The sequence below is a fragment of the Psychrobacter sp. KCTC 72983 genome (assembly GCF_014280455.1).
GTDB classification, from domain to species: domain Bacteria; phylum Pseudomonadota; class Gammaproteobacteria; order Pseudomonadales; family Moraxellaceae; genus Psychrobacter; species Psychrobacter pacificensis.
Genome location: NZ_CP060390.1, coordinates 2,003,251 through 2,016,878, shown reverse-complemented (window position 1 = coordinate 2,016,878; position 13,628 = coordinate 2,003,251). Strand labels below are relative to the sequence as shown.

The following is a 13,628-nucleotide window of genomic DNA, read 5'->3' as shown; positions in this document are numbered from 1 at the left end:
TTGTATCTTGACGGCTATTGATATTTTAACGGTTAAAAATCAAGTGGCATCGTATGTTGGTCTTGATCCGTCGTCACATTGTCTACTTGCGTCTCTTGAGCTATATCAGCCAGCTCTGCTGCAAGCGTTTGCTCATCAATGGTACGCAGCGCGTCACTGATCACCGCTTTTGATATATTACTGCGGCCAAGGTTAGAAAACATTGGCTGTATATAATTGAGCACTTCCATCATGGCACCGATACGATGTGGCCCTTCAGTCAATAAATGATTAATAATTCGATCATCAAACTGCCAGCCGCGCCGACGCAAAATGGACTGAAGCAGTGCTTGACGGTCTGCTAAGTCATGACCAGTAGGCACTTTAAAGGCTGGTGCTTGTGCTAGGCGCGTTAATAAATCTCTCAATTGAAACGGTAAGTCGCCAGCCGGCTTATTGGCTGCAAATAAAAGCTGGCGCTGACCTTCGCGGCTACGGTTGATCAGATGAAACAGCGCTTCTTGCCACTGACTACTTTGCTCAAGCACTTCTAAATCATCGATAGCAATCAGATCAAAGTTTTCTAAAGAAGATAATACATGGACGTCGGTATGGATCAATTCATTGAGTGACAAGCAAATAGCTGATTTTTCCATTTCAATAAATGACTCACAAATAGCGGAGAGCAAGTGAGACTTACCCGTCGCAGGGCTACCAAACAGGTATAACTGACCGATCAGGCCGACATGTAATTGCCGCACTGCATCAATAATAGACATCCAACCGGGACCGGCAAAGTCGCTGAGACTTGCATCATGCTTAATGTCCAGATTGAGACTTAGCTGTGCTTCTGCCATGAATCATCAACTCGTGTTGCGTAGTGCAATATAAAAGTGCAGTAGAAAAAGGAATAAATTGCTATTCAGTACTATCCATACTACCTGATAAAAATATGTGCAGTGGATATATAGCTTTTTTATGATGGATGAATTGCCCTAATTAGGCTAATCTTGATAAAAAATATAGCAACGGCTGATACGATCAACACTGCGACTATATATAACATATTTGCAAAATGACTGACAAGTCTTTTACCTACTAAGCCTGATCAACCATTTGCTTTTTTCTTCCCATTTGTACGCTATCCGCTCACTATATTCAATAATAAAATATTTACTTCTTCTCAAACAGTAGCAATTGCTTACGACCTTTATAAAAATCTGTCGTGCGATAATACGCATATAGGTGGCGGAACAATACATTCAAGACAGCAGAGACTGGTAGCGCAATTAACATACCCACAAAACCCAATAGACTGGCGCCTGCTAATACCGCAAAGATAACCCATAATGGTGATAAACCAATTTTATCACCTAATAGTAGCGGCTGCAGAATATAACCTTCTGCAGCTTGCCCGACCAAAAACGCCCCAACGACCAATAACAAATAGGTCCAATCCAACCCAAACTGAAACAAGCAAGCGATGATAGCGGCCACAAATCCAATGCCAAAACCCAAGTAAGGTACAAAGCTTGCAATACCCGCTACCATACCGATGATAAGTCCAAGCTCTAGACCAATAAGCTGCAGCTGTATTGCATAAATAGCACCCAGTAGCACCATCACCAGCAGCTGGCCTTTAATAAACGCCATTAAAGCCTGATCGCACTCTTTGGCGATGCCAATGACTTGTTTGCAGTATGCTCCTGGTATCGCCATCTTCCACGTCTGTAAACGCTGATCCCAATTGAACAAAAAATAAAACGTTAAAATTGGCACCAACACGATCAGTCCTGCACTGTTAATAAAGTTCATACTTGAAGTCAGTACTTGGCTCATCATGGTACTGGCATCAGCAAACTTATAATTCGTTTGCATATACTCAACCAGCGTCTCAGAAAAATCCTTCGACTCTAAGACAGGCAATTGAAAACGAGTATTACTGTTGAACCACTCTCGTACCACTTGATTATACCAGCTAGATATCTTAGGTAGATACTCCCAAGCGGCTTGCAGCTGATGCCACAATGTCGGTACCAACCACCAGAGCAACAGCGCCATCCCTACAGTAATGGTAGAGTACACAATAATAATTGCGATCCAACGTTTGAGATGTTTTGACAATCGCTTTACCAAAGGATTGAACAAGTAAGCCAGCATAAAAGCAAATATAAACGGCACAATGACTGGTATCATCAGGTAGAGAAGGAATAGCGCCACAACCAAAACGACAACGATAAATAAACGTCTGAAAAAAGGGTCGATTGGTTGGTTTATCATGATAAGTAATCCTATACGTGGGCTGATTTGAGATAGTGACAAAAATTGCGGTACTTGAGCCGTCAGGAGTCGTAAATTTAGTGTTTTATTATCGCAGAGTACAACAAAAAATCAGTCATTTTTTGTTTCTTAATCGCTTATTTGCCACTTAATGCAAAACTTAGCCAAATATCGGTAAGTTGCTTTGCGAGTGCGGTCAGTTTTTGGGTATAATGCGCGCACTATCTTTAAACTTTGCCTTTAAACTTTATCTCGCTGATTGTAGCGTGATTGACTCCCTTACTTTTTAATTCCAATTATCTATCCCCAACTGTGAGATGACTATGAGTGACAAGCCTTCTTTAAGCTACAAAGACGCCGGCGTTGATATCGATGCAGGTGATGCGTTAGTCCAACGTATCAAGTCCGTGGCAAAAGCCACTACCCGTCCTGAAGTAGTTGGCGGGCTTGGTGGTTTTGGCGCCCTCTGCCGTATCCCTACTGGCTACACTTCACCACTACTCGTCTCAGGTACCGACGGTGTCGGGACTAAACTTAAGCTGGCACTACAGCTTGATCGTCACGATACGATTGGTATTGATCTAGTCGCTATGTGCGTAAACGATCTACTCGTATGCGGGGCTCAGCCGTTATTCTTCTTGGACTATTACGCAACCGGCAAGCTTGATGTTGATGTAGCTGCGACTGTGGTCACTGGTATCGGCGATGGTTGTAAACTTGCCAACTGCGCGCTTATCGGCGGTGAAACTGCTGAAATGCCAGGTATGTATCAAGACGACGATTATGACCTCGCTGGATTCTGCGTGGGCGTGGTTGAAGAAAGCGAGGTCGTGACTGGCGACAATGTTGCAGAAGGCGATGTTCTGATTGCACTGGCTTCGAGTGGCGCGCACTCAAACGGCTACTCGCTCGTGCGTAAAGTCATCGAAGTTAGCGGTGTTGACGTGGCTACTAGCGATGAGCAACTAGATGGTCAACCTATTCAAGATGCCTTGATGGCCCCTACTCGTATCTATGTCAAAGCAATCAAGGCATTGCAGGATACCCTTGGCAGCTCAGCGCTTCATGCCATGTCACACATCACAGGTGGCGGTCTCACTGACAACTTGCCACGAGTGCTCCCTGATGACCTAGCGGCTAGCATCGATACCAGCAGCTGGCAGTTCTCAGAGTTATTCACTTGGTTACAGACCCAAGGCAATATTGAGCAAAGTGAGATGTACCGCACCTTTAACTGCGGCGTTGGTTTTGTCATCGTCGTTCCTAAAGACAAAGCTGAAGCAACGATCAAGACGTTGACTGACGCTGGTGAAAACGCTTGGCAACTTGGCGAAATGGTCAAACGTGAAGCCGATGCCGTGGTATACCGTTAATGTCATTTGATAAGACAAACCAACCTGTCAAACCATTACGCATTGCGGTTTTGGTATCAGGCAGTGGCAGTAATTTACAAGTTTTAATCAATGCAGTGCAGCAAAAAGCACTACCGATTGAGATTATCGGCGTTATTAGCAACCGTGAAGACGCCTATGCCATCACCCGCGCCAAAGACGCGGGCATCGAGGTCGCCGTACTCTCGCACGTAGAGAGCGGCAAGCGCATGGGCATCAAAACCTTTGAAAAGCACGCCACCGCACAGCTTGAAGTGTGGCAGCCTGACTTGGTCGTTTTGGCAGGCTTTATGCGGGTATTGAGTGCAGACTTTATTGATAACGCGCCTGCACCGATGATTAACCTGCACCCATCGCTACTTCCCGCTTATAAAGGGCTAGACACGCATACCCGTGTACTCTGCTCAGGTGAGCGTGAGCACGGCTGTAGTATCCATGTGGTCACCGCCGAGCTGGATGCAGGACAAGTGTTAAGCCAAGCGGTTTTGCCTATTCGTCATACCGACACGCCTGATAGTTTGCAAAAGCGCGTACAAGTGCTGGAGCATCACTTATTGCCGTGGACGATATTACAAATTGCTATTGGCGGCGTGTCATTAACGCCAAGTGAGCAAGCCTCTAGCATCTTGCCTGCCCTGCCCTTACGTCTATTGATTGACGCTTAGTTGTTTTAAGATATTAGGGCGTGTCCCTAATTCAAGTGTTTATGACTAAATGGGCTAAAAATGGCTAAATCTTTGGCAAACGGTGTCAAATAGCTGGTCAATATCTTGATATTACCTGCGTTATTTTCCTTGTTTGCCTGTGATTTATCTCATTTTTATCACCATTTTTAAAATAGGGACACGCCCTATTTTCAACCACACAAAAAAACCCAGCTATTAAGTAGCTGGGTTTTTCTTTTTAGTCTTTAACAGTTTTACGTGTTATTCACTATTATTTTCCAAATACGTGTACTGCTTTAATGTTGACAAACTCTTTGATACCAAAGCCGCCGTGCTCGCGACCATAGCCTGAGTTCTTCACACCACCAAATGGCAGTGCAGGATTGGCAAGACCGTAACCATTGATATAGACCATACCAGTATCGAATTGCTCACTGGCTAAACGAATGGCTTTTTCTTCATCTTTTGAGAAGATAGCGCCGCCTAGGCCGTAACGACTGTCATTTGCAATGCGCATGGCATCGTCGTCATCTTTGGCGCGAATCAATGACGCCACTGGGCCAAACAATTCGTCGTCGTAGGCAGGTTGACCTTTCTCGACATTTTCTAAGATAGTTGCTGGATAGAAACTGCCTTTACCTTCTGGTACTTTACCGCCAACAGCAATCGTTGCACCTTTTGCTACGCTTTGTTCTACTTGCTCATGCAACTGATCTCGCAAGTCTGCACGCGCTAATGGACCGATATCTGAGCTGTCATCCATTGGGTCGCCAGATTTTGTACCTTCAAATTTTTCTACGATACGCTTGCGGAATTCGTCATACACGCTATCGACCACGATAAAGCGTTTTGCTGCTACGCAAGTTTCACCGTTATTGACTAAACGGGCTTGGGTACAGGTCTCTACAGCGGTTTCTATATCGGCGTCTTCTAGTACGATAAAGGCGTCATTTGAACCGAGCTCTAGTACTGATTTTTTGATTGCTTTGGCCGCTTGTTGACCAACGATACGACCAGCAGTATCACTACCTGTGAGCGTTACGCCACGTACTTTGTCATTTTCAATCAATTTTTCTGATTGGTCATGATCAATCAAAATCGTACGGAACAAATCATTTGGCAGTTCAGACTCATGGAATATTTTTTCGATCAATAAGCCAGAACCTGTGACGTTTGCTGCATGTTTAAGCAGAACGCTGTTACCTGCCATCAAGTTAGCAATGGCATAACGGAATACTTGATACGCTGGGAAGTTCCAAGGTTGCATACCATAGATGACGCCGATTGGTTGATAAGTCACGATACCTTTTTTCATGCTTTCGATATCTCGCTCATCATCTGCAAGCGCAGCGACACCATTTTCAGCAGTGTAATCACAAATTGCTTTACAGAGATCTACTTCTTGCTGACTTTGACCATATAGCTTACCGCGCTCTTCGGTCATAAGCTTAGATAGCTCCTCCTTATACTCCATCAGTTTGTCACCGATGGTCTTGATGACACGTCCACGTTCTTCATGGCTCACAGTACGCCATTCTAAAAATGCATTATGTGACGCGTCGACAATCTTGTTAACTTCGTCATTGCTCATGTAATCATAATTTTTAATGTCTTCGCCCGTTGCTGGGTTAACAGTAGTAATATCTGACATGTAGATGTCCTTATTATTTGATTTTATATATTCAGTATTATTGTCACTTTTAATTGTTTGGTGTTACGTCTAATTGTTTGGTGTTACGTCGATAGGATAACTCAATAAATGAATCGATAAGTTTGTTTCTATCTGTGCTTATCATAACAAGGTATTTGGCGAAGAGTTTTACAATATATTGTGAAGTGTGTTGAAGATGTTAACAGTGTAACCGTCTTATTAAGAATAGCTAAATATTGAACAAGACTACATAGCGATACTAAACAAGAAAACCAGCCTAGTGGCTGGTTTGGCTCGTTGAATATACCAAATATAGGTTAAACAATAATATTCAAAGTGAGTTGATTACTTACTATAAGATACTTACTACTTTATAAAAACTCTTATTAAAACAAGTGATTAATCACAGGTATTTCTTGTGGTGGATTTTCTTCCTCAGCCACTACTTGCCGTGCCACATGCATGATTAATTGACGCAACCAACGGTGAGCAGGATGGTGCTGTAGCAATGGTGACCATGCCATGGTCAGCTCAAACTCAGGAATAAAAAACGGCGGCTCTTCCATGATAATACTGTCGTTATTAGCCTGCATACGAGCCACACGGGTTGGCAATGTCGCTATCAAGTCTTTATTTGCGGCAAGCATGGCTGGCATCTGATAATGACGAGTGAAGACACTAATTTGGCGTTTTTGGCCCAAACGTTGCAATGCCTGATCAATAGATCCTAGGCCACCTGATTTTTCTGGATTAACCCCAAATCCCACGCCCATCCCTGTTTTAGATACCCAAACATGTTGCGCTTTAAGGTAGTTTTTCAGATTAAAGCGGTTGGCATAAGGACTTTCAGACGATAGCAAGCAACTAAACGTATCACGCCATACCAATACCTGATGAAAGCTCTGTGGTATCTCATTAAAACGATTAATCGCCAAATCAACACGCCCCTGCTCCATATCGCGATAAGAGACATCTGAGGGTGTCAAAAAATCCAAAATGACGTTGGGTGCTTCCGAACGTAGTGCCTTCACTAGCCTCGGTACCAAAGTCGCTTCGGCATAATCTGATGTCATGATTCGAAAAACACGAGAGGTACTATAAGGACGGAATTCGGTACGCGGCTCTAGTACTTGAGTCAAATCTGCAAGTATCTCACGGATGCGTGGCTGCAACTCAAGGGCGCGCTCAGTCGGTGTCATCCCTTCAGAGGAGCGCACCAGCAATGGATCATTAAACAACTTACGCAAACGGCGCAAGATATTGCTCATAGCAGGCTGGGTGATACCAAGCTGCTCAGCTGCGCGAGTGACGTTTTTTTCTCGTAGCAACACATCTAGATGGACTAATAAATTTAAATCAACCCGCTGCAAATTCATATGTATTTCTCTTAGCTTTTAAAAGATAAGCACCACGGCATGCTTGGTGTTATCAGTACTGAAATGGTGATTTTCGATCTAGGACCGCATAATTTTGCGAATTTTTATTGGTTTTACCGCAAAAGATACTCAGCATAACTCAATTTCATCACCATAAGATACTGTTATAACTACATTATAACCTATAAAAATACTAAAGATAAGTATCATAAATTAGATAAATCTTGGTAAGGCAGTTATAGTGAGTTCCATAAAGGATTTGCGGTACAGACCACAAACCTGAGTTTTACGAACGGGTTATCGTCCAAAAAACAACATAGTTAAATAGCATAGTAACGGTTTATCTCGACAGTGAAACACTACCAAGTGTCAGTATAATTGTAACATCTCTTGTTGCTAATTATGACAACGCTGTTTATTAAATGCTCAAACACCTTTGATAGACATGGACAGGCTGAATCAACACTATACATCAGTAATTATTTGTCAACTGCTGAGTTCAGCAATCTTCTTGTATTCATGCACAGGTTTGTTTAGGGTAAAGAAGACCTTTACGAGGTATTGATAGCATCACTACCAAATTTATTGATAACGCAAATTATTACTTTAACGCTCAATTTATTATTTTTTACACCCTACCAAGGAGACTATAGATGTCAACTGCATATAAATCAGCGATCGACCTAGTACGTGAATTAAAGCAAAAGCACGGCAACTGGCAGAACATTAGCGAGACTGATGCCGCACGTATGATGTCACAAAACCGTTTTAAAACGGGCTTGGATATCGCAAAGTATACTGCAAAAATCATGCGTCAAGACATGGAAGATTATGACAATGATACGTCTCAGTATACACAGTCTCTAGGTGCATGGCATGGTTTTGTGGCACAGCAAACCATGTATGCTAAGAAAAAGTACTTCGGTACGACCTCTAAAACTTATATTTATCTTTCAGGTTGGATGGTAGCGGCGTTACGCTCTGAGTTTGGTCCATTACCTGACCAATCTATGCACGAAAAAACATCAGTACCTAAGCTAATCGAAGAAATCTACACGTTTTTGCGTCAAGCTGACGCTAAAGTATTGAACGACTACTTCCGTGAGCTAAATGCTGCTGAAGAAGCGGGTCAAGACACCTCAGCTATCCTAGAAAAAATCGAAAACTTTGATTCACATGTTGTGCCAATCATCGCTGATATCGATGCAGGTTTCGGTAACGAAGAAGCGACTTACCTATTGACTAAGCAAATGATCGAAGCTGGTGCTTGTGCCATTCAGATCGAAAACCAAGTATCTGATGTGAAGCAGTGTGGTCACCAAGCGGGTAAAGTGACTGTACCGCACGAAGACTTTATCGCCAAACTAAACGCCATCCGCTATGCATTCTTAGAGCTTGGTGTCGAAGACGGTGTTATCGTTGCTCGTACTGACTCTGAAGGCGCATCGTTGACGCAAAAAATCCCAGTATCAAACGAACCAGGTGATCTTGCTTCTAAGTACATCGATTTCCTTGAAGTTGAAGAGATTGAAATCGACGAAGCAAAAGAAAATGACATGCTGCTCAAACGTGATGGCAAATTGGTACGCCCAGTACGCCTAGCAAACGGTCTGTACCAATTTCGCGAAGACACCAACATCGACCGCGTTGTACTTGACTGTGTAACGGCTCTTGAAAACGGTGCTGACTTACTATGGATTGAGACGCCAACGCCAGATGTTGCGCACATCAAATCAATGGTTGACCGTATCAAAGAGCAACAGCCTAAAGCCAAGCTTGTATACAACAACAGCCCATCATTCAACTGGACGCTTAACTTCCGTAAGCAAGTCATCGCGAAATGGGAAGAAGAAGGTAAAGACATCTCTGCATACAATAAAGATGACTTGATGAGTGCTGACTACGACGGTACTGAACTTGATGCAGCAGCTGACGTTGCCGCTAAGAACTTCCAACGTGATGCGTCACGTGAAGCTGGTGTATTCCATCATCTAATCACGCTACCGACTTACCACACGACTGCTCTTAGCGTTCATGAACTTGCTAAAGGTTACTTCGGTGAAGAAGGCATGCTTGCTTATGCAGCTGGCGTACAACGTAAAGAAATCCGCGAAGGCATCTCTTGTGTTAAGCACCAAGCAATGGCTGGTTCTGACCTTGGCGATGACCACAAAGAAATCTTCTCAGGTGATAACGCACTAAAAGCTGGTGGTGGCAAGAACACGATGAACCAGTTCTAATAAACCCTAGACTAGCAGTACGTATTTAAAAAACCGCCCTATATCATGTAGGGCGGTTTTTTATTGCGGTTTAAATAATCAGAGAGTGGTAGACTAATAATTATCAAGCAAAACCGTCAATCAAAGCCATCAGTCAGAATTATTAGGAGCCAATATGCAAGAGATAGAGCTGAAGTTTTTGGTACCAGAGTCACGTCTAAAAGGTTTAATGCGGCAAGTAAAAGTTAAATCTTCCCAAGTGACGCAACTGGCTGCACACTATTACGACACCCCTGATCAGCAGCTTGCACAGGCAGGCATCGGTCTGCGTATTCGCAAAGAAGGCGATACTTGGGTACAAACCATCAAAGCTGGTGGCGATGGCATTGCCGCTCGTTTGGAGCACAACGCTGTGTTAGATGACAAGCAAGTGCAGGAAATGCTTCATAATAATGGGCTGATGCCTGATTTGACGATATATGCAGAAACTCCTGTCGCCTCTGCGCTGACTAATTTTAAACTCAAAAAGTTAGCACAAAACCTAACACGACTGTATGTCACCAACGTCGAGCGCACCACGCGCTTACTGATAGAAGATAGTAGTGACGAAACAAATAGTTGTATCGAGATGGCTTACGATCATGGAGAAGTTGTCCATGGTACTGATGACTCTCAGCGAAAAACCATTCAGGAGATAGAGTTCGAGTTGGTGTCAGGAGATTTAGATTTTTTGTTTACGACAGCCAAAACATGGTGCAAACGTTACAAGCTGTGTCTATCTACCGTGACCAAAGCTGAGAACGGTGGCTTGCTCATCAACGGACAGAACCACAGTCCAGCAGTTGGCGCTGACCTAAGCCAACTAGATTTGAACAAAGACAGTAGCATGCCCGCCTTTATACGAGCAGCCGTACATAACTGTCTATTACAGATACTGCCAAATAGCAGTGCTATCGTCGCTGGAAGCATTGATGACGAGCATGTTTTGCAGGTAAGCATTGGTCTTGAGCGCTTGCAGGCTGCGTTAACAGCATTTGATAGCTTTTCTGACGAGATCAATCCTGACTGGCTACCGATACTAAAGCAAACCTCGTCGTTGCTGGACAATTATTACCAACTCACTCATATCAATACCTATATCGAGCCTGAGCTACAGGCACTCGGAGCCCCTGCTGTTGATTGGACGACAGATATCGAGAACATAAAAATCACACCGATCAATACACTCCGAGCCAATGACTTTCAGCTCACCTTGCTAGAGCTGATTGCCTTTACCATGAGTGACCCTAGTATTGAGCCTCAAACGGATAAACTTGCTCTCGACAAGCTAGCAAAAATTCTATCGAAACAATATAACAAGTGCCTCAAAGCAGATAAAGAAACTGATGAAGTAAGCAGTACCGAGCTTGGGAGCGATGATGTAAATGTTGATATGGATATCTCTGAGGATAATCAAGACGAAGCGCTACTATGCGATCACTTAAAAGCGTTACGCTATATAAGTGAGTTCTCTGCGCCTTTGTTAAGTAAGAAAAAAGCCAAGAAGAAAACCAAGCGTTGGTTAAAGCGTCTGATAAAAGCGCACATAGCGCTAGAGCAACGCAATGATGACAATCAATATCAACAGTTCTATGCCCTAAAATCAGCGAAAGATACCAATGCTCTATATGGTGCAGGTTGGTTTGCTGCCATGCTCACCGATGACCCAATTTATATCGAAACGCGTTTGGCTAAATTTAAAGACAGCTCAACATTTTGGTAAAACGTATTACTCGGTAAAGATACCTCGATAAAGATACATTGCTTAGTAAAAAGGACAGCTTTTATCAATGAAGCTGTCCTTTTTTATAGATAAACCATTTTATTCTTCGCTTCGATCTTATCGTTCAATATTTATATTCACTACCACCCTTAGCCGTCATCGGATTTTTTGGCTCAAATACCGATAAGTAAATATGCTATAGAAATGTAGAAATAATAAGCACAATTAATCTTAGTTAATCTGCAACGATCATTACCGGCATACCCTCTTCGACTTGCTCAAATAATTCCACGATATCTGTATTACGCATACGTATACAGCCATGTGAAAGCGGTATACCCATCGGCTCAGTATCTGGTGTGCCGTGGATATAGATGTAGCGCTCATAAGTATCACAGCCGCCTTGACTGTTGCTACCTTTATTCGAGCCTTCTTCCAAACCGCTCAACCAAAGAATACGGCTCAGTATCCAATCACGCTTGGGATGTAACGTGCTAAGAGTGGCATCATACACCTCGCCAGTCGGCACACGGCCCACAAACACAGCATTCATAGGCTCACTGCCGCCTATTTTTTTTGCAATGATATGCTGACCAAGTGGCGTGCAACCACTATCTTGCTGACTACCGATGCCATTTTTTGCCGTAGAGACGGTATATTCAGTGACCTCAGCTTGCTGCTTATGCATTGTTAATGTCTGCTTAGCAATATTAATCACTAGATGTTTATTAAAAGTTTCATTATTCGTCATAAATGCTTCCCGCTATCAATCATCCATAAGATAACTGTTAAGGTAATTAGTAAAACTGATTCAAAATTTCTATTATCAAGGGATTGTGTCAATGCTTTTGGCACCATAATATAGAGGCACACTTTTTGATGCTAGCAGATTATGACGACTATTTCACCGACACGTGTGTCGATGTATGATTTTTTATATCATGATACCAAGCCTATGCTGCCACTTTTGGCTGATGCCGCACAGCTCTCATTGCCACAAGCGAGGCTGGCAATGGATGCCAGTCTACAAGCTATTGTGAGCGCGCTTCTTGCCTATCAGCAGCAACATCAAGAACAAGCACTCAGTAAAAGACTATTTGGACGTGCTGCTGTCAAAGAGTTACGACAATATAACTCCATGAATTTTGCGACTCTTAAGGCGACGTTATATCACCGAAACGATGCAGCAGATGCCGTTTTTAATAACAGCGCCCGTGTGATAAAAATCAGTGATCATATTGCTGAAGATATTCAAGCAAAAACGCAGCAAGTTCAAATCTTACTCACCTCTTTATGCGTGATTGTCCTTCGAGAACTGGCCATCTTGACAGAATACAGTCAACTCGATAGTGACGAGATGAATAAATGGTTTGCCCTACAGCCACAGTTTTTGTCCGCAGCACGCTTTAACAATGTACAAACGCAAGCAGTGCCTACTCTTGAGTCAGAGCGTGCTAACAGCGAGCCGGCCACACTGACAGAGTCTGTAGAAAACAAAAAGTCTTTGGAAAATCATGCGCAGAGTGTAGAACTCAAACTATTACACGCTGAGCAGCTATCAAGCACCCCGCCACCTTTTGATAGCCACTGGTACGAGTTGACAGGGTTCGAGCCTAAAAACCATGAGCCTGTACAAGACATGCAATTGGCAACGGGTAATTACCTAAAAGCTATTGGACGCTCACCGGAGAACTTGCCGCAGGGTCGTCACAACGACATGCTAGTATTTGAAGAGATGCATGCTATTGCTTTGCCACATCAGCGCTGGTTATTACAGCTGGCGAAAATCTCTGATATCTATCTCAGCAGAAACCGGCTGCGCATTAACTCTGAACCTGCCAATCCACCAAAGCCGCCTTTAGTAAGCTTAGGATTGATCGGTGGCAATAATGACAACACGCCAGCGACAACGAGCGACAAGCCGATAGAATATGACGCTTCCACACCGCTTTGGAAAAACCCTGTCATTCTTATTATTATACTTGTCATCGGTGTACTGGGGGCGCTCGCTACGCTCAAATATCAATCGCAAAAGTCTGATGGCGTCGTGCTCGCCACCGAAGAAATATTAGCACAAGATATCACTGATGAGCGGCAGCAACAAGATGTCGCTATTGTGAGAGTGGACGATAAAGAGTCTGATACGGCAGAGACAGCACAAGCTCAATAAAGACATCTGCTTTTAATAAACTAATGTTCAAAACAGAGTCTTGATAGAAACGCATCAGCCATAAAAAAAGAGGCGCTATTTATATAGGCCTCTTTTTTATTGCTGTTGAGCTAAATAGTTAATTAACTATGTATA

At 43.3% G+C, this 13,628-nt stretch carries 10 protein-coding genes; 5 read left to right on the top strand and 5 right to left on the bottom strand.

Going from position 1 to position 13,628, the window contains the following annotated elements:
* Positions 1 to 32: 32 nt before the first annotated feature.
* Complete coding sequence (gene hda, locus PSBA01_RS08625) at positions 33 to 836, bottom strand: DnaA regulatory inactivator Hda (protein WP_186473918.1); 804 nt, start codon at positions 834 to 836, stop codon at positions 33 to 35.
* A gap of 316 nt (positions 837 to 1,152) precedes the next feature.
* Complete coding sequence (locus PSBA01_RS08620) at positions 1,153 to 2,259, bottom strand: AI-2E family transporter (RefSeq protein WP_093071322.1); 1,107 nt, start codon at positions 2,257 to 2,259, stop codon at positions 1,153 to 1,155.
* Positions 2,260 to 2,582: 323 nt separating this feature from the next.
* On the opposite strand from PSBA01_RS08620, the gene purM reads away from it, so the two are divergent.
* On the top strand, positions 2,583 to 3,632 hold the full coding sequence (gene purM / locus PSBA01_RS08615; protein ID WP_186473916.1) for a phosphoribosylformylglycinamidine cyclo-ligase: 1,050 nt from the start codon (positions 2,583 to 2,585) through the stop codon (positions 3,630 to 3,632).
* The gene (gene purN / locus PSBA01_RS08610) at positions 3,632 to 4,315 is read left to right on the top strand and encodes a phosphoribosylglycinamide formyltransferase (RefSeq protein ID WP_186473914.1); all 684 of its coding nucleotides are present in this window, start codon (positions 3,632 to 3,634) and stop codon (positions 4,313 to 4,315) included. Before purM ends, purN begins: the two co-directional genes overlap by 1 nt.
* A gap of 271 nt (positions 4,316 to 4,586) precedes the next feature.
* Here purN and PSBA01_RS08605 read toward each other — a convergent pair whose 3' ends face one another.
* Both PSBA01_RS08605 and PSBA01_RS08600 read right to left on the bottom strand, forming a co-directional pair.
* The gene (locus PSBA01_RS08605) at positions 4,587 to 5,966 is read right to left on the bottom strand and encodes an NAD-dependent succinate-semialdehyde dehydrogenase (protein ID WP_186473912.1); all 1,380 of its coding nucleotides are present in this window, start codon (positions 5,964 to 5,966) and stop codon (positions 4,587 to 4,589) included.
* A gap of 386 nt (positions 5,967 to 6,352) precedes the next feature.
* Positions 6,353 to 7,342: a LysR family transcriptional regulator gene (locus tag PSBA01_RS08600; protein ID WP_071002118.1), complete on the bottom strand. Its 990-nt coding sequence runs from the start codon at positions 7,340 to 7,342 to the stop codon at positions 6,353 to 6,355.
* Between the two features lie 653 nt (positions 7,343 to 7,995).
* On the opposite strand from PSBA01_RS08600, the gene PSBA01_RS08595 reads away from it, so the two are divergent.
* Together PSBA01_RS08595 and PSBA01_RS08590 are read left to right on the top strand one after the other, a co-directional pair.
* Positions 7,996 to 9,582 carry an isocitrate lyase gene (locus PSBA01_RS08595; protein ID WP_071002119.1) on the top strand — a complete coding sequence of 529 codons (1,587 nt, stop codon included), beginning with the start codon at positions 7,996 to 7,998 and terminating at the stop codon, positions 9,580 to 9,582.
* 154 nt (positions 9,583 to 9,736) lie between these two features.
* A complete protein-coding gene (locus tag PSBA01_RS08590) occupies positions 9,737 to 11,323 on the top strand; it encodes a CYTH and CHAD domain-containing protein (protein ID WP_093071326.1) in 1,587 nt (528 codons plus the stop codon).
* A gap of 235 nt (positions 11,324 to 11,558) precedes the next feature.
* On the opposite strand, the gene PSBA01_RS08585 is transcribed toward PSBA01_RS08590, so the two are convergent.
* Positions 11,559 to 12,074 carry a L,D-transpeptidase gene (locus PSBA01_RS08585; RefSeq protein ID WP_093071327.1) on the bottom strand — a complete coding sequence of 172 codons (516 nt, stop codon included), beginning with the start codon at positions 12,072 to 12,074 and terminating at the stop codon, positions 11,559 to 11,561.
* A 141-nt stretch (positions 12,075 to 12,215) separates the two neighbouring features.
* Here PSBA01_RS08585 and PSBA01_RS08580 point away from each other — a divergent pair, with 141 nt between their 5' ends.
* Positions 12,216 to 13,493, top strand: coding sequence for a hypothetical protein (locus PSBA01_RS08580; protein WP_093071328.1), 1,278 nt, complete (start codon positions 12,216 to 12,218; stop codon positions 13,491 to 13,493).
* Positions 13,494 to 13,628 lie beyond the last annotated feature (135 nt).

Excerpts from the sequence above, each read along its gene's own strand:
- hda (WP_186473918.1), bottom strand. The coding sequence starts at position 836 with ATGGCAGAAGCACAGCTAAGTCTCAATCTGGACATTAAGCATGATGCA.
- PSBA01_RS08620 (WP_093071322.1), bottom strand. The coding sequence starts at position 2,259 with ATGATAAACCAACCAATCGACCCTTTTTTCAGACGTTTATTTATCGTT.
- purM (WP_186473916.1), top strand. The coding sequence starts at position 2,583 with ATGAGTGACAAGCCTTCTTTAAGCTACAAAGACGCCGGCGTTGATATC.
- purN (WP_186473914.1), top strand. The coding sequence starts at position 3,632 with ATGTCATTTGATAAGACAAACCAACCTGTCAAACCATTACGCATTGCG.
- PSBA01_RS08605 (WP_186473912.1), bottom strand. The coding sequence starts at position 5,966 with ATGTCAGATATTACTACTGTTAACCCAGCAACGGGCGAAGACATTAAA.
- PSBA01_RS08600 (WP_071002118.1), bottom strand. The coding sequence starts at position 7,342 with ATGAATTTGCAGCGGGTTGATTTAAATTTATTAGTCCATCTAGATGTG.
- PSBA01_RS08595 (WP_071002119.1), top strand. The coding sequence starts at position 7,996 with ATGTCAACTGCATATAAATCAGCGATCGACCTAGTACGTGAATTAAAG.
- PSBA01_RS08590 (WP_093071326.1), top strand. The coding sequence starts at position 9,737 with ATGCAAGAGATAGAGCTGAAGTTTTTGGTACCAGAGTCACGTCTAAAA.
- PSBA01_RS08585 (WP_093071327.1), bottom strand. The coding sequence starts at position 12,074 with ATGACGAATAATGAAACTTTTAATAAACATCTAGTGATTAATATTGCT.
- PSBA01_RS08580 (WP_093071328.1), top strand. The coding sequence starts at position 12,216 with ATGACGACTATTTCACCGACACGTGTGTCGATGTATGATTTTTTATAT.